This window comes from Pseudoduganella sp. R-43 (assembly GCF_049913255.1).
GTDB lineage: Bacteria > Pseudomonadota > Gammaproteobacteria > Burkholderiales > Burkholderiaceae_D > Rugamonas.
In genome coordinates, this window is the sequence record NZ_CP183988.1 from 586,221 (window position 1) to 600,880 (window position 14,660).

14 protein-coding genes are annotated in these 14,660 nt (G+C 64.4%); 10 read left to right on the forward strand and 4 right to left on the reverse strand.

Translation table 11 applies throughout. The annotated features are described in order from the left end of the window. From ACN9M3_RS02755 to ACN9M3_RS02775, 5 genes are read left to right on the forward strand one after another with little or no spacing between them, the layout of a single operon-like run. Nucleotides 1-1,215 carry a TIGR04063 family PEP-CTERM/XrtA system glycosyltransferase gene (locus ACN9M3_RS02755; RefSeq protein WP_426172103.1) on the forward strand — a complete coding sequence of 405 codons (1,215 nt, stop codon included), beginning with the start codon at nucleotides 1-3 and terminating at the stop codon, nucleotides 1,213-1,215. Beyond that, nucleotides 1,212-2,357: a glycosyltransferase family 4 protein gene (locus ACN9M3_RS02760; protein ID WP_426320404.1), complete on the forward strand. Its 1,146-nt coding sequence runs from the start codon at nucleotides 1,212-1,214 to the stop codon at nucleotides 2,355-2,357. Before ACN9M3_RS02755 ends, ACN9M3_RS02760 begins: the two co-directional genes overlap by 4 nt. Further along, complete coding sequence (locus ACN9M3_RS02765; RefSeq protein WP_426320406.1) at nucleotides 2,354-3,724, forward strand: phenylacetate--CoA ligase family protein; 1,371 nt, start codon at nucleotides 2,354-2,356, stop codon at nucleotides 3,722-3,724. Before ACN9M3_RS02760 ends, ACN9M3_RS02765 begins: the two co-directional genes overlap by 4 nt. Nucleotides 3,725-3,737: 13 nt before the next feature. Further along, complete coding sequence (locus tag ACN9M3_RS02770; protein ID WP_426320408.1) at nucleotides 3,738-5,030, forward strand: putative O-glycosylation ligase, exosortase A system-associated; 1,293 nt, start codon at nucleotides 3,738-3,740, stop codon at nucleotides 5,028-5,030. Continuing rightward, the gene (locus tag ACN9M3_RS02775) at nucleotides 5,020-5,991 is read left to right on the forward strand and encodes a polysaccharide deacetylase family protein (RefSeq protein WP_426320410.1); all 972 of its coding nucleotides are present in this window, start codon (nucleotides 5,020-5,022) and stop codon (nucleotides 5,989-5,991) included. Before ACN9M3_RS02770 ends, ACN9M3_RS02775 begins: the two co-directional genes overlap by 11 nt. On the opposite strand, the gene ACN9M3_RS02780 is transcribed toward ACN9M3_RS02775, so the two are convergent. Beyond that, nucleotides 5,988-6,305: a hypothetical protein gene (locus tag ACN9M3_RS02780; RefSeq protein WP_426167343.1), complete on the reverse strand. Its 318-nt coding sequence runs from the start codon at nucleotides 6,303-6,305 to the stop codon at nucleotides 5,988-5,990. The genes ACN9M3_RS02775 and ACN9M3_RS02780 overlap by 4 nt on opposite strands. Nucleotides 6,306-6,367: 62 nt before the next feature. On the opposite strand from ACN9M3_RS02780, the gene ACN9M3_RS02785 reads away from it, so the two are divergent. Together ACN9M3_RS02785 and ACN9M3_RS02790 are read left to right on the forward strand one after the other, a co-directional pair. Beyond that, nucleotides 6,368-6,625 (forward strand): MoaD/ThiS family protein, encoded by a 258-nt coding sequence (locus tag ACN9M3_RS02785; protein WP_426167345.1) that lies wholly within the window; start codon nucleotides 6,368-6,370, stop codon nucleotides 6,623-6,625. Nucleotide 6,626: 1 nt separating this feature from the next. After that, the gene (locus tag ACN9M3_RS02790; RefSeq protein WP_426167347.1) at nucleotides 6,627-7,715 is read left to right on the forward strand and encodes a WD40/YVTN/BNR-like repeat-containing protein; all 1,089 of its coding nucleotides are present in this window, start codon (nucleotides 6,627-6,629) and stop codon (nucleotides 7,713-7,715) included. On the opposite strand, the gene ACN9M3_RS02795 is transcribed toward ACN9M3_RS02790, so the two are convergent. Further along, entirely contained in the window at nucleotides 7,708-8,319 is a 612-nt protein-coding gene (locus ACN9M3_RS02795) for a TetR/AcrR family transcriptional regulator (protein WP_426320413.1), read from the reverse strand. The two genes, ACN9M3_RS02790 and ACN9M3_RS02795, sit on opposite strands and share 8 nt — an antisense overlap. A gap of 115 nt (nucleotides 8,320-8,434) precedes the next feature. Between ACN9M3_RS02795 and ACN9M3_RS02800 the strand changes: the two genes are divergently transcribed. Further along, nucleotides 8,435-9,430 carry an MBL fold metallo-hydrolase gene (locus ACN9M3_RS02800; protein ID WP_426323670.1) on the forward strand — a complete coding sequence of 332 codons (996 nt, stop codon included), beginning with the start codon at nucleotides 8,435-8,437 and terminating at the stop codon, nucleotides 9,428-9,430. 96 nt (nucleotides 9,431-9,526) lie between these two features. After that, nucleotides 9,527-10,546: a TonB family protein gene (locus ACN9M3_RS02805; protein WP_426167351.1), complete on the forward strand. Its 1,020-nt coding sequence runs from the start codon at nucleotides 9,527-9,529 to the stop codon at nucleotides 10,544-10,546. 42 nt (nucleotides 10,547-10,588) lie between these two features. Here ACN9M3_RS02805 and ACN9M3_RS02810 read toward each other — a convergent pair whose 3' ends face one another. Continuing rightward, the gene (locus tag ACN9M3_RS02810; RefSeq protein ID WP_426320415.1) at nucleotides 10,589-10,906 is read right to left on the reverse strand and encodes a hypothetical protein; all 318 of its coding nucleotides are present in this window, start codon (nucleotides 10,904-10,906) and stop codon (nucleotides 10,589-10,591) included. 166 nt (nucleotides 10,907-11,072) lie between these two features. After that, on the reverse strand, nucleotides 11,073-13,529 hold the full coding sequence (locus ACN9M3_RS02815; protein ID WP_426320417.1) for a TonB-dependent receptor: 2,457 nt from the start codon (nucleotides 13,527-13,529) through the stop codon (nucleotides 11,073-11,075). Nucleotides 13,530-13,668: 139 nt separating this feature from the next. Here ACN9M3_RS02815 and ACN9M3_RS02820 point away from each other — a divergent pair, with 139 nt between their 5' ends. Further along, nucleotides 13,669-14,646: a LacI family DNA-binding transcriptional regulator gene (locus ACN9M3_RS02820; protein WP_426167357.1), complete on the forward strand. Its 978-nt coding sequence runs from the start codon at nucleotides 13,669-13,671 to the stop codon at nucleotides 14,644-14,646. The last annotated feature ends 14 nt before the right edge of the window (nucleotides 14,647-14,660 follow it).

Here is a 14,660-nt window from a genome sequence, read left to right on the forward strand (position 1 = left end):
ATCCGTATCCTGCACGTGCTGGACCATTCGATCCCGCTGCACAGCGGCTATACCTTCCGCACGCGTTCCATTTTGCAGGCCCAGCGCGCGCGCGGCTGGCAGACCTTCCATATCACCAGCCCGAAACAGGGCGCAAGCGGCGCGCCGCGCGAGACGGTCGACGGCCTGGAGTTCTACCGCACGCCGCCGGCCAGCGGGCCGCTGGCGCAACTGCCGGTGCTGAACCAGGTGGCGGTGATCAACGCCCTGGCGGCACGCCTGCTGGAAGTGGCGCAGGAAGTGAAGCCCGACGTGCTGCACGCGCATTCGCCGGCGCTGAATGCGGTGGCCGCGCTGCGCGTGGGCCGCAAGCTCGGCATTCCTGTCGTGTACGAGATCCGCGCCTTCTGGGAAGACGCCGCGGTCGACCACGGCACCAGCAAGGAGTGGGGCTTGCGCTACCGCCTGACGCGCGCCATGGAAACCTGGGCCCTGCAACGCGTCGATGCCGCCACCACGATTTGCGAAGGCTTGCGCAGCGAGATCATCGGGCGCGGCATCCCGGCCAAGAAAATCGAAGTGATCCCGAACGCCGTCGATATCGGCGACTTCTCGGTCGGCGGCGCGCGCGACGAAGCGCTGGCGCGGCAACTGGGCCTGGAAGGCAAGACCGTGCTGGGCTTCATCGGGTCCTTCTATGCCTACGAGGGACTGGACATCCTGCTCAACGCCCTGCCGGCCATGCTGGCGCAGCGCCAGGAGATCCGCGTGCTGCTGGTCGGCGGCGGGCCGCAGGACGCCGCGCTGCGCGCACAGGCCCAGGCGCTCGGCATCGGCGACAAGGTGGTCTTCACCGGCCGCGTGCCGCACAGCGAAGTGCAGCGCTACTACAACCTGGTGGACGTGCTGTGCTACCCGCGCCACAAGATGCGCCTGACCGACCTGGTGACGCCGCTCAAGCCGCTGGAAGCCATGGCGCAGGGCCGCCTGATGGTGGCCTCGGACGTGGGCGGCCACAAGGAACTGATCGACGACGGCCGCACCGGCGTGCTGTTTACCGCCGGCGACGCCGCATCGTTGTCGCAGCAGGTGCTGGCGTTGCTGGAAGCGCCGCAGACATGGCAGGAGTTCCGCCAGTCGGGGCGCCGCTTTGTGGAGGAAGAACGCAACTGGACCGCCAGCGTGGCGCGCTACCGCAACGTGTACGGCAGCATCACGGAGAAAGCACTGGCATGAACGCGCCGCAGCAAGCATTCGCCGCCGTGCCGCGCGCCGAGGAGGCGCCGGAAGTGCAACGCATTGCCCTGGTCGGGCCGCTGCCGCCGCCTTCCGGCGGCATGGCCAACCAAGCCTTGCAGCTGGCCGGCTTGCTGCGCGAGGCCGGCATCGCGGTCGACTTCGTCCAGACCAACGCGCCGTACCGCCCGGCCTGGGCCGGCAAGGTGCGCGGCGTGCGCGCCCTGTTCCGCATGCTGCCGTATGTGGCAAGCCTGTGGCGCGCCGCCGGGCGCGTGCAGGTGTTCCATGTGATGGCCAATTCCGGCTGGTCCTGGCACCTGTTTGCCGCGCCGGCGATCTGGATCGCGCACCTGCGCGGCACGCCGGTGGTGGTCAATTACCGCGGCGGCGAGGCTGCCAACTTCCTCAAGCAGGCTGCGGCCTGGATGCGCCCCAGCCTGCGCCGCTGCGCCGCCCTGGCCGTGCCGTCGGGCTTCCTGGCGCACGTCTTCGGCCAGCACGGCATCGATTCCGTGGTGGTGCCCAATATCGTCAACCTGGAGCGCTTTGCCGCCGACGCGGCGCCGCGCGCGCGCGGCGCCTTGCGCCTGCTGGTGGCGCGCAACCTGGAAGACATCTACGACAACGCCAGCGCGCTGCGCGCTTTCGCCGTCATCCGGCAAACACATCCCGAGGCCACGCTCACGGTGGCCGGTTCCGGCCCGCTGCGCGGCGAACTTGAACAACTGGCCCAGGGACTGGGCGTGGCGCACGCTGTCCGCTTTACCGGCCGCGTCGATACCGCCGACATGCCGGGCCTGTACCGCAATGCCGACATCATGCTGAATCCCAGCCTGGTCGACAACATGCCCAATTCCGTGCTGGAAGCCCTGGCCAGCGGCGCCCTGGTGGTCAGCACCAACGTCGGCGGCGTGCCCTACGTGGTGGAAGACGGCAAGACCGCGCTGCTGGTGCCGCCGGCCAATCCTGCCGCCATGGCGCAAGCCGTGCTGCGCCTGGCCGAACAACCGGCGCTGGCCGAGGCGTTGCGCAGCGCCGGGCGCGCCAGCGTGGCGCAATATGCCTGGTCCAGCGTCAAGCCGCGCCTGCTGGATGTTTACCGCCAGGCCCTGGCAAGCAAAGGAGGGCGCCGCCCATGATGTACACCGCCCTGGTTTCCGGCGTGCTGTTCCCGCTGCATGAAAAGCTCAAGAAGCACAGCAGCGTGGCCGTGCGCCGCCATATGGAGCAGACCCAGTACTGGCCGCCGGCCCGGCTGCAGGAATTGCAGATCGAACGCTTGCGCGCCCTGCTGCTGCGCGCCCAGCAGCAGGTGCCGTATTACCGCGCAGCCTTTGCCCGCATCGGCTTCGATGCCGCGCGCGACTTCAAAGGCGTGGCGGACCTGGTGCGCCTGCCGCTGCTGGACAAGGCAACGATCCGCGAAAACATCGAAACGCTGAAAGCCGACGATGCCCGGAACCTGGTGCGCTACAACACCGGCGGCTCCACCGGTGCGCCGCTGACCTTCTTCGTCGGGCGCCACCGCGTCAGCCACGACGTGGCCGCCAAGTGGCGCGCCACGCGCTGGTGGAATGTCGATATCGGCGACCGCGAGATCGTGATCTGGGGCTCGCCCATCGAATTGAGTGCGCAGGACCGCGTGCGCATGGTGCGCGACACCCTGATGCGGACCGAATTGATGTCGGCTTTCGCCACCACCGAAGCGGGACTGGACGGCCACGTGGAACGCATCCGCCAGCGCAAGCCGAAGATGCTGTTCGGCTATCCGACCGTGCTGGCGCGCATTGCCTCGCATGCCGAGGACAAGGGCATCCGGCTCGACAAGCTGGGCATCCGCGTTGCCTTCGTCACTTCCGAATGCCTGTACCCCTCGCAGCGCGAGCAGATCGAGCGCGTGTTCGGCTGCCCGGTGGCCAACGGCTACGGCGGCCGCGACTCCGGCTTCATCGCCCACCAGTGCCCGGCCGGCAAGCTGCACATCACCAGCGAAGACATCGTGATCGAAGTGCTGGACCCGGAAGGCCGGCAACTGCCGCCCGGCGAATCGGGCGAGATCGTGGTGACGCATTTGCAGTCGGGCGATTTCCCCTTCATCCGCTACCGCACCGGCGACGTCGGCGCGCTGGACACCGAGCCATGCAGCTGCGGCCGCACCTTGCCGGTGCTCAAGGAAATCCACGGCCGCACCACCGACTTCCTGATCAACCAGGACGGCACCCTGATTCACAGCGCCGCGCTGGCCTACATCATGCGCGACCTGCCGGCGGTGCGCGCCTTCAAGGTGATCCAGGAAACGCTGGACTGGACCCGCGTGCAGATCGTGTACGACGGCCTGTTCGACGACAAGGCGCGGCAGGCGGTCGAAGCCGGCTTCCATGCGCGCATGGGCAAGCAGGTGAAGATCGACGTGGAACTGGTGCCGGAAATCCTGCCGGAAAAGAGCGGCAAATACCGCTATTGCGTGACCAAGCTGGAGACCCCATGGAACGCCTTGACCAAGTAAGCCGGGAGGCGCCATGCGCGACATAATCATTACCCTGATCGTATTCGGCTCGCTGCCGTTCGTTTTCAAGCGCCCCTTTTATGGCGCCGTGCTGTGGATCTGGATCAGCGTGATGAACCCGCACACACAGAGCTGGGGCTGGGCGCAAAGCATGCCGTTCGCCGCCATCATCGCGGGGACCACGGTGCTGGCAATGATGGCCAGGCCGAGAGAGGTGAAGTTTCCGAATACCACCCTGACCTGGCTCCTGGTGGCGTTTACGGGCTGGATGTGCCTGACGACCCTGTTTGCCATCGGCCCGGAAAACCCGCTGCCGCTGCTGAACAAGGTCGTGAAGATCATGCTCATGACCCTGGTCGTGGCCATGCTGGTGCGCACCCGCAGGGACATTGAAATGGTGGTGTGGGCCATCGTGGTCTCGCTGGGCTTCTATGGCGTGAAGGGCGGCCTGTTTACCATCCGCAGCGCCGGCGCCTACCGCGTGTGGGGACCGACCGGCACCTTCATCGAAGGCAATAACGAGATCGCGCTGGCCCTGATCATGGTGGTGCCGCTGATGCTGTTCCTGGGCGGCCTGATCACCAGCAAATGGGGCAAACGCGCCATGTGGGCTGCAGCCGGATTGTGCGTGCTGGCCGCCCTGGGCTCCTATTCCCGCGGCGCGGCAGTAGCGCTGGCAGCCATGCTCGGCTTCCTCTGGCTGAAGAGCCAGGAAAAGTTGAAGCTGGGCGCATTGATGGTGGTGCTGGCGCCGCTGGCGCTGGTGTTCATGCCGGAACAATGGCACAGCCGGATCGATACCATCAACACTTACGAGCAGGACAGCTCGGCGATGGGCCGCATCAATGCCTGGAAGATGGCCATCAACCTGGCCAACGACCATCCGCTGTTTGGCGGCGGCTACCAGATCTACAACAAGTTCATCTTCCAGCTCTACGCGCCCAATCCGGACGATATCCACGCCGCCCACAGCATCTATTTCCAGGTGCTGGGTGAACACGGCTATGTTGGCCTGGCGCTCTTCCTGCTGTTGTATCTCGTGGTCTGGCGCAACGGGACCTGGGTGATCAGGCACGCCGGCGAGCTGCCTGAACTGGAATGGACCATCCGGCTGGTGCGCATGCTGCAGGTGAGCCTGATCGGCTTCATGGTTGGCGGCGCCTTCCTCAGCCTGGCCTATTTCGACGTGCCTTACTACATCATGGTGATCATGGTGGCGACCCGCCTGCTGGTACAGAAAACCTTGAAAGAACAGGCGGCGCAAGCGCCCGCCGCGCTTGAAAAGGAGGCGGAAAGTGTGGCTTAAGCGGCAACTGGAACGGGGCGCCTTGTCGCTGCTGTCCGGCGGCGGCAGGCGTGCGCCGGCCATCCTGATTTACCACCGCGTGCTGCCGGCGCAGGACCCGCTGTTCCCGGGCGAGGTCCATCGCGAACAGTTCCAGCGCCAGCTTTGCTGGCTCAAGTCGCGCTTCAATGTGCTGCCGCTGCTGGATGCGGTGCGGCTGGCTGCCGAGGGCAGGCTGCCCGCGCGCAGCGCCTGCATCACCTTCGACGACGGGTATGCCGACAATGCCGAAGTGGCGCTGCCCCTGCTGCAGAAGCATGGCTTGCACGCGAGCTTCTTTATTGCCACCGGCTTCCTGGATGGCGGCCGCATGTGGAACGATACCGTGATCGAAGCAGTGCGGCGCGCGCCGGGCGAGGTGTTCGATGCCAGCGCGCTCGGCCTGGGACGCCACGCCATCGATAGCTGGGAGGCGCGCCGCAGCACCATCGGCGCCCTGATCGGCCAGCTCAAATACCTGCCGATGGAACAGCGCCTGCAGCAGGTCGGCAAGGTGGCCGCCCTTTCCGGCGCAGAGCTGCCGCGCGACCTGATGATGAGCGGCGCGCAGTTGCGCAAGATGCATGCGGCCGGCATGGGCATCGGCGGCCACACGGTCAACCACCCGATCCTGGCGCGCCTGCCGGCCGCGGAGGCGCGGCGGGAAATCGCGCAGGGCAGGGCGGCGCTGGAAGCGGCGCTCGATGCGCCGGTGCGCGCGTTCGCCTACCCGAACGGCAAACCGGGCCAGGACTACCTGCCCGAGCATGTCGCCATGGTGCGCGAGATGGGCTTTGAGGTTGCCGTGTCGACCTCGTGGGGCACCAGCCGCGGCGAAACGGACTGGTACCAGCTGCCGCGCTTCACGCCGTGGGACCAGGGCATCGGCAAGTTCGGCCTGCGCCTGGCGCGCAATATGCTGCAGCCGGCAGAACGCGTCTAACCGGCGTCGCCGTCGCCCTTGCGCAGGCGCGACAGCAGGGCCGCCGCCTGGTCATTGAGCGGCAGACCGTGGCGCCTGAGCAGCTGCACGTGCAGCACCAGGTTCTCCAGCACCAGCTTGGCCGCCACCGCCAGCAAGGTCAGGCGGCGGTCTTCTTCGCTGAAGCTTTCCATGGTGTCGGCCATTTCGCACAAATGGTTGGCGACCAGTTCGCGCAATTCCTGCTCATCGAACGGCAGGTCGGCAAAATCGATCGGGTCTTCCTGCTCCACTTCGTGCATCAACTGCTCGAGTTCCCGCGGGGTGATGCCCATGTGTGGCTCCGGTTATGCACACGCGTTTATTGTAGGCCAAAGCACGCTAGAATAGCTTTCCCATGGCCCAGATCATCTTTACCCAGCAGTTGGCGCGCTTCCTGCCGGTTCCGACGTTGGAAACCCAGGCGGGCACGTTGCGCGCAGCGCTGGACGGGGCCTTTGCCGCAAATCCGCGCCTGGGGGCCTACGTCTTGGACGAACAGGGCCGCCTGCGTGCCAACGTCGTGGTGTTCATCGACGGCAAGCGCAGTGAGCTCGACGAGCCGCTGCGCAGTGATTCCAGGATCTACGTGCTGCAAGCCCTATCGGGAGGATGACATGGCAGACCGCGCTTTTATTGCAAGCCGCAAGGGCTTGTTCGAGCTGGCTTACCGCAATGGCGCATGGGCGCTGGAGGAAGACAAGTCCTTCTTCGGCGACCCGGTATCGATGGTGCTGTACGACGCGCGCGATGGCGCCACGTATGCTTGCCTGAACCTGGGGCACTTCGGCGCCAAGCTTCACCGGCGCGATGCCGGCAGCGCGCAGTGGCAGGAAATCGCAGTGCCGGCCTATCCGCCCAAGCCGCAGGACAGTAGCGACAAGGTCGACTGGACCCTGAAGCAGATCTGGTCGCTCGAAGCAGGCGGCCCGGACCAGCCCGGGGTGCTGTGGGCCGGCACCTTGCCCGGCGGCCTGTTCCGTTCCGGCGACCGCGGCGAAAGCTGGCAACTGGTGGAAGCGCTGTGGCAAGTGCCGGAGCGCGCGCAATGGTTTGGCGGCGGCTACGACGTGCCGGGCATCCACAGCATTTGCGTCGACCCGCGCGACAGCAATGCAGTGCTGGTCGGCGTATCGTGCGGCGGCGCCTGGCTGACGCGCGACGGCGGCGCGAGCTGGCAGCTGCGCACCCAGGGCATGGCTGCGCGCTACATGCCGCCCGAGATGCAGGATGCCGGCGCGGTGCAGGACCCGCATCGCATCGTGCGCTGTACAGCCGAGCCGGACGTGCTGTGGTGCCAGCACCATAACGGCATCTGGCAGTCGCGCAATAACGCGGAGAGCTGGGAAGAAGTTACGGCGCCGCTGTCGAGCTTCGGCTTTGCGGTGGCGGTGCATCCGCGCGACGGCAGGACCGCCTGGTTCGTGCCGGCCGTGGCCGACCAGCAGCGGGTGCCGGTGGAAGCGGCGCTGGCGGTCAACCGCACTGCCGACGGCGGCGCCAGTTTCAGCACCCTGCGCAGCGGGCTGCCGCAGGAACATTGCTATGACCTGGTGTACCGCCACGGGCTGGCGGTGGCCGACGATGGCAAGACCTTGCTGATGGCCTCGACCACCGGCGGGGCTTGGCTGTCGACCAACGGCGGCGAGCACTGGCAAACCATTTCCACCACGCTGCCGCCGGTGTACGCGGTACGCTTCAACTAAGGCCGTAATAGGACAGGAACATTTCGACGGTGGCGGTGATGACCGCCTCCTGTTCCTGCGGCGTCAGCGGCGCCTTGCCCATCGCCACTTGCGGCCAGAGGGCGAACGACTTCAACTGGCCTTGCAGCATGTGCGACATGAAGGCCGGATCGCCCGCCTTCAGCACCTTGTCTTCCTGCGCCGCGCGCAGGAAGCTGGCCACGCCTTCTTCCTTCTTGCCCAGTTTGGTCATCATGTCGCCGGCGCGCTGCGGCGCGTGGATGGCTTCCGCAATGGCCACGCGCACCAGGTCGAGGAAGTAGTCGTCGCGCAGCATGGCCATTTTCTGGCGCATCAGTTCGAGCAATTGCGGCTTGAGCGGCTTGCCTTGCTGGTAGCCGATGGCATTCAGGGCGGCACTGCAATCCCACAGTTCCTGCAGGATCTGCTCGAACAGCTCGTCCTTGCTGGCGAAGTGGTTGTAGACGGTGCGTTTGGAAACGCCGGCCTCGGCCGCGATGCGGTCCATGCTGGTGGCTTCGAAACCGCGCGCACGGAATTCGGCGATGGCGGCCGTGATGATGGCGGCGCGCTTGCGGTCGGTGAGTTTGTCGGGTTGGTTCATAAAGAATATTTTACACCGGGTAGTTTACTTTTCCCAAAACAGAAACTACACTGTGTAGTGTAAATTTTCTGAACTGAACATGAAACGAACCCTGCTGATTGGAGCGATCTTCATCATGACTTGCCTTGCATTCAACGCCGCTGATTCTCGCCCTGCATACCGCAATGACGCGCCGCGCCAGCAGCCGGGTTTCCTGAAAATGCTCAAGGTGCTGTGGGACTTCACCTTCAACAAACCGGCCGATACCGTGCCGGCGCAAGCCTTGCCAGTGCAAGCACTCACTAGCGAGCAGCTGCTGGCGGCGCCTGACAACAGCCTGTTCCGCCTGGGGCATTCGAGCATCCTGTTGAAGCTCAACGGCGAGTTCTGGCTGACCGATCCGGTGTTTTCCAAGCGCGCCTCGCCGGTGCAGTGGGCTGGTCCGGCCCGCTTCCACGCGCCGCCGATCAGCATTGCCGAACTGCCGCCGATCAAGGGCGTAATCCTGTCGCACAACCATTACGACCACCTCGATTACGCCGCCATTCGCGAACTCGAAGTGAAGACCGAATACTTCCTGGCGCCGTTGGGTGTGGGCGACACCCTGGTGTCCTGGGGTGTTCCTGCGGCCAAGGTGCAGCAACTGGGCTGGTGGCAGTCGGCCACGGCCGGCAGCCTGAAGCTCACCGCCACCCCGGCCCAGCATTTTTCCGGACGCACGCTGTGGGACAGCAACAAGACCCTGTGGGCCTCGTGGGTGATCGAGAGCGGCAGCCTGAAAGTGTTTTTCAGTGGCGATACCGGCTACTTCAAGGGCTTCCGCGAGATTGGCGAGCGCTTTGGCCCCTTCGACCTGACGCTGATGGAAACCGGCGCCTACGACCCGAACTGGCCGGACATCCACATGCAGCCGAAGGAAACCATGCAGGCCCACATCGACCTGCGCGGCAAGGTCATGCTGCCGATCCACAACGGCACCTTCGACCTGGCCATGCATAGCTGGGACGACCCGTTCGAACAGATCACGGCCCTGGCCGCCGCCCGCGGCCAAACCCTGGCGACGCCGATGATCGGCGAAGCCCTCGCTATCGCCCAACCGCAGGCCACCGGCGCCTGGTGGAGGATGCCATGAAACCCTACCAGCAGTTTTTGAGAATGTGGCCCATTCCGCAGCAAGCGGAGTCGTGTTACAGTGAGGAAAATGTTAACCTCATGACAAGTGACCACCATGACCTTACTGAAAGTCTTGCCAGCCCTGCTGGCCAGTCTGGCTATTCTTCCTGCCCAGGCGGAAGGGGTCGGACGTATCGACCGGAGCGTCACGAAGCAGATCTCCGCTGACCTGAAGACTTGCGCCAAACCCGAATGGCCGAAGGAAGCACTGCGCAAGGAGCAAGGCGGGACGGTCATCCTGGCCTTCCTGATTGGCCTGGACGGCAAGGTGCTGGAATCGCGCGTTGAAAAGTCGAGTGGCCATGTCCAGCTGGACCTGGCGGCGCAGGATGGGCTGGCCAAGTGCGCATTCACGCCGCCTGAGAGCGTAGGCCGCACTGAACCGACCTGGACCAAGATGCAGTATGTCTGGACCATCGAGCCCAAAAAGACGCCCGCACAACTGCAAGCCATCTTCGAAAAGGACAAAGCCTTGGCGCTGCAAGGCGACGCTGAAGCCATGTACCGCCTGAGTGTGGCCTATGCAACTGGCCAGGCTACCGAACGCAATAAAGACGAAGCCATGCGCTGGCTGCGCCAGTCCGCCGAACACGGTTTTTCCCTCGCCCAAGAGGGCTTGGGCAATGTGCTGATGATGGGGAAGCAAACAGAACGGCTTCCCGACGAAGGCTGGGCCTGGATCGAGAAAGCTGCTGCCCAGGGCCGCGCCAGCGCGCAAATGACCTTGGGCATGTCGCTGCTGATCGGGCGGGGCAGGGAGCAAGACCTGGCGCGCGGGCGCGAACTGCTGGAAAAATCCGGCGCCCAGGGCAACGCCATGGCCATGGCCGTGCTGGGGACATGGCTGCTGCGTGAAGGCGGTGAGCCGCAGCAGGGCCTGAAGCTGATTGAGGAAGCAGCCGATAAACAGGACCGCATGGCGCAGTTTACCTTGGGCGAGGCGCTGGAAAAGGGCGAGCTACTGCCCCAGGACAACGCTCGCGCCCTGGAGTTGTACCGGCGCTCAGCGGCGGGGGGCTACCGGCCGGCAGTCACTGCACTGGCTCGCCTGCAGCCGCAGGCCCAAAAAAATTGATCAGCTTGTTGCACGCCAGGGCGAGGCTGCGCCCGGGCATGCTCACGCTTGAACATTGATCAGCTTGCCGATCGCCTGGCCGAGGGTATTGACGGTCGGGGGCGTGGGCAGCACGCCGGCTGGGATGCGTTGCCCGATGGCGTAATCAAGGCGAGGCGCTCGCAGCGTTGGCGCTGGCTCGGCTTGGGCGCGTGAGCTGTCCTGTTGTGCCCTGGAGAGGGATTGGGTGTCGAGTTGCAGCTGGGAGCGGCTGGCGTCCAGGCGGTCCTGGTCCCGGGCCACCTGGTCGCGATCGAACTGGACCTTGCGTTCGGCAAAGGCCAAGGCTGTCTGCAGAGCGTTGATGGAGTTCAGGGACACCACAAGTCTACCTTGATAGAGACCTTTCATTCAGGCATCTTGGTCAGCTTAGGCGAAAAGGTGGGCGAATACTAGAGCTCGCTTTGCAAGGGAAAAAAAGGGCGCCGCAGCCTTGGAAAATCCTGCGACGCCCGGAGGGGAACTGGGACTAAGGGGGGTTACGGCATCAGAAACGGTAGGCCAACGACAGCTCCCAGCTGCGGCCGAACAGTGGGCGGGCATTGATCGGGCCGCTGCCGCCCGTGGTCAGGCGCGAGTTGCCTTCGGTCAGGCCAAGTTCGTTGGTGATGTTATTGCCGCTCAGGCGGATTTCGATCTTGTCGCCGATGGTGAACAGTGCGCCCAGGTCTACCGTCTTGTACGAAGGCAGGTATTGCAGGTTGGACTGGTCGGCCCAACGGTCGCCGACATAGGTGTACGTGCCGTACAGCTTGAGCGAATTGTTCTCTCCCATCGCGATGCGGTAGGTAGGCGTGAAGCGGTATTGCAGCTTCGGCTGGCGCTGCACCAGCTTGCCTTCGGTCAGCGGGTTGTCCTTGTACTTCGAATCCTGCCAGTTGCCGGACAGGCTCAGCGACAGGTCGCGGATCGGGCGTACCGCCAGCTCCACTTCCACGCCGTCGCCCTTGGAACCGGACACCGAATTCAGGATGGTGCCATTGGACAGGATCTGCTGGAAGGCGATGCCTTCGAAATCGGTGTGGAAGTAATTGATGTAGGCGCTGTACAGCTGGCCCGCAGTCTTGAAGCCTACCTCGTATTGCTTGATCTTCGGCGTCGGCAGGAAGCTGCGGTCGTCGACCTTGGCCTGGGTGCCGGCATTGCGCAAGTCGTCGAAGGCGATGAAGGTGTGGCCCATATTGGCGCGGGCGAACACGCTCATGTCCTTGGCCAGCTTGTAGTTGCCGCCGACGGTGAAGCTGTTGGCGGAGTCGGTGCGGTTCAGCGCCGTGTTGGAGCCGGTCGGCATCGAGGTATTGTTGTTGTAGACGGTCAGCGGGTTGTTGTCGGTGTCGCCCGTGGCCAGGTTGGAGATCGTTGCGTCAAGCTTCTGGCGCTCGCGGCGCACGCCGCCGTCGATCTTGATCTTGTCGTTGACCTTCCACTCGTTGGCGATGAACAGCGCGGTATTGCTGCCGTCATAGGAAGCGACCGGGGCGTAGAACACGCTGCCATCCTTGCCGTTGTTGGACACGATGACGCCGTTGTCCAGCTTGACGTTGATCAGGCGCGCATTCGGCACGGCCGTCATCAGGTGGCTGCTGCCCAGGTACCACACGTCGTCCGACGAGTAGTTGGCAAAGTAGCCGCCCACGGTCAGGGTGTTGTCCTTGATCCATTCCTTGCTGACGCGGATTTCGTCAGTGAAGGATTTCAACTTCTTTTCGACTGCCCACAGGCCGGCCTGCACCACTTGCTGGTTGGCCGCGACAGGCGTGCCATCGAGGTAGGTAGCCGTGGCGGTGGCGCCGCCATTCGCGGCCAGGGCCGCCGTGTTGTAAGCCGACATCGACAAGGGGTTGTTACCGGTGAACATGGCAATGGTGTTCAGGTCGCCGTCGAAGTGGTTGAACTTGTTGGAGACGTTCCAGCCATTGAAGTCCTGCTCGAACTCCATGCCCAGCACGGTGGATTTCAGGCCGCGGCCGTCGCCCAGGTCGTAATTCAAGGTCTTGCCCGGCGCGGCTTCCACGGTGAAACGGCGCATTTCGTTGCTCATCAAGGTGCCTTTGAGCGGATCGAAACCGGGGAATTCGGTGATGGTGCGGCCTTCATCGCTGGAAATCAGCGGCACGCCGGTATAGAAGGCATTCTTGTCGTCGGTGCGGCGCACGTAGAAGGTCGCTTCGCCCTGGTCCAGCTTGCGGGTCAGGGTGGCGGTAACCTGGCCGCCGTCATCGGACGGGAAGCCGGAATCGCGCACGCCGTGGGTGTTGCGGTAGAAGCCGCCGATGGTGCCGTACCAGCCATCGGAGATCTTGCCGCCGTAGAAGACGTCAATGCGGCGCAGCTCGCCGGTGCCGGTGGTGAAGCGCACCGAGCCTTCCGGTGTGTCGCCGCCCTTTTTCAGGATGAAGTTCATGGTGGCGCCCGGCTGGCCGCTGGAGAAGATGGTGCTCGGGCCGCCGCGCAGCACTTCCACGCGTTCGATGGTGTCGTCCAGGCGGAAGGCCGAGGAGCCCTCGAAGAAGGACAGGGTAGACACCGGATACAGCGGATTGCCCTGCATTTGCACCGAGACGAAAGGCGAATCGGAGCCGGAGGGGAAGCCGCGCACCTGGATGTTGGCGCCGGACTGGCCGCCGGTCGATTCGGCAAACGCGCCCGGCACCAGCTTCATGACGTCGGCAGTGCTGATCGGAGCCGCTTGCTTGAGCTGTTCTTCCGAGGCGGTGGTGATGGAGAAGGCCGAGTCCAGCTTGCGCACGCCGCGGGCCGACGCCACGCCGGTCACGACCACTTGCTGGATTTCTTTCTGGACGGCGGCGTCTGCCGCAGCCGGGGCTGGCGCGGCTTCCGCCGCGGCTGGCTGGCCTTCCTGTTCCGCGGCCTGGGCCTGGCCGATCAAGGTCAGTACAGCGATGGAAATGGACGACAACAGGAACTTCCGATGGTTTTTCATACGTGTCTCTTCTTTCGTTTTATGTGATTCGGCTTCCAAGGCCTGACCATTGAATCAAGAAATGATATCGATGTCAATCGAAATGTTATCGATGTCATTTTGTTGTTGCAGGGTTTGGAAATCTGTCATAATGCCCCGCATGGCTGTCAATAAAACTATGGAAGACCTCGCCAAGCTGGCAGGGGTTTCAAAAATTACCGTGTCGCGCGCCCTGCGTGGCAGTCCCCTTGTGACGGAAGAAACGCGGGAGAAAGTGCGCCAGATCGCGGAAGCCCAGGGCTACCGCCTGAACGTGAGCGCACGCAACCTGCGCATGGGGCGTTCATACTCGGTGGCAGTGGTGGTGGAAATGACACCCGAGAAGGGCCGGCCCATGTCCGACCCTTACCCGCTGGAATTGCTGGGCGGGATCACGCAGGAGCTGACGACAGCCGGCTACAGCGTGGTGCTGACCTCGCGCCAGCTGCTGGATACCGCCCCGGTGCAAGGCGCCGACGGCTTGATCCTGCTGGGCCAGGGTTCGCATGGCGAAGCGGTGACCGCGCTCAAAAAGCGCAGCCAGCCGCTGGTGGTGTGGGGCGCGCCAGGGGCGGGCTCCGATACCGTGGTGGTCGGCAGCGACAACCGCAAGGGCGGCATCAGTGTCGCCCAGCGCTTCATCGAACTGGGGCGCAAGAAGGTGTTGTTCCTTGGCGACGTGGACCACGCCGAGGTGCAGGAACGCTGCGCGGGCTTTATTGACGCGCTGGGAGGGCAGGGTAGCGTGCACATCATGCGGCCGAAGGCGTTTACCTTCGAAGCCGGCTTTGATTGCCTGGACTCCCTGCTGAAGAAGAAGGGCTTGTCGTTCGACGGCGTGTTTGCCGCCAGCGACTTGCTGGCGATGGGCGCGATCCGTGCACTGGCCGAGCGCGAAGTGCGCGTGCCGGAGCAGGTATCGGTCATCGGCTATGACGATACGCCGGGCGCAGTGAGCTTCGTGCCGCCGCTGTCCAGCGTGCACCAGTACCTGCGCGATGGCGGCGTGCTGTTGGCGAAGAAGATGCTGGACCTGCTGGAGGGGCGTCCCGTGGCTTCCGAAACCCTGCCGACCGCGCTGATCGTCCGCGCCACGTAAAAATTTTTTATACC

Bases quoted from the DNA above. Each gene is read 5' to 3' on its own strand.
- ACN9M3_RS02815 (WP_426320417.1), bottom strand. From the start codon at position 13,529: ATGAAAAACCATCGGAAGTTCCTGTTGTCGTCCATTTCCATCGCTGTA.
- ACN9M3_RS02770 (WP_426320408.1), top strand. From the start codon at position 3,738: ATGCGCGACATAATCATTACCCTGATCGTATTCGGCTCGCTGCCGTTC.
- ACN9M3_RS02800 (WP_426323670.1), top strand. From the start codon at position 8,435: ATGACTTGCCTTGCATTCAACGCCGCTGATTCTCGCCCTGCATACCGC.
- ACN9M3_RS02780 (WP_426167343.1), bottom strand. From the start codon at position 6,305: ATGGGCATCACCCCGCGGGAACTCGAGCAGTTGATGCACGAAGTGGAG.
- ACN9M3_RS02795 (WP_426320413.1), bottom strand. From the start codon at position 8,319: ATGAACCAACCCGACAAACTCACCGACCGCAAGCGCGCCGCCATCATC.
- ACN9M3_RS02765 (WP_426320406.1), top strand. From the start codon at position 2,354: ATGATGTACACCGCCCTGGTTTCCGGCGTGCTGTTCCCGCTGCATGAA.
- ACN9M3_RS02790 (WP_426167347.1), top strand. From the start codon at position 6,627: ATGGCAGACCGCGCTTTTATTGCAAGCCGCAAGGGCTTGTTCGAGCTG.
- ACN9M3_RS02820 (WP_426167357.1), top strand. From the start codon at position 13,669: ATGGCTGTCAATAAAACTATGGAAGACCTCGCCAAGCTGGCAGGGGTT.
- ACN9M3_RS02785 (WP_426167345.1), top strand. From the start codon at position 6,368: ATGGCCCAGATCATCTTTACCCAGCAGTTGGCGCGCTTCCTGCCGGTT.
- ACN9M3_RS02805 (WP_426167351.1), top strand. From the start codon at position 9,527: ATGACCTTACTGAAAGTCTTGCCAGCCCTGCTGGCCAGTCTGGCTATT.
- ACN9M3_RS02760 (WP_426320404.1), top strand. From the start codon at position 1,212: ATGAACGCGCCGCAGCAAGCATTCGCCGCCGTGCCGCGCGCCGAGGAG.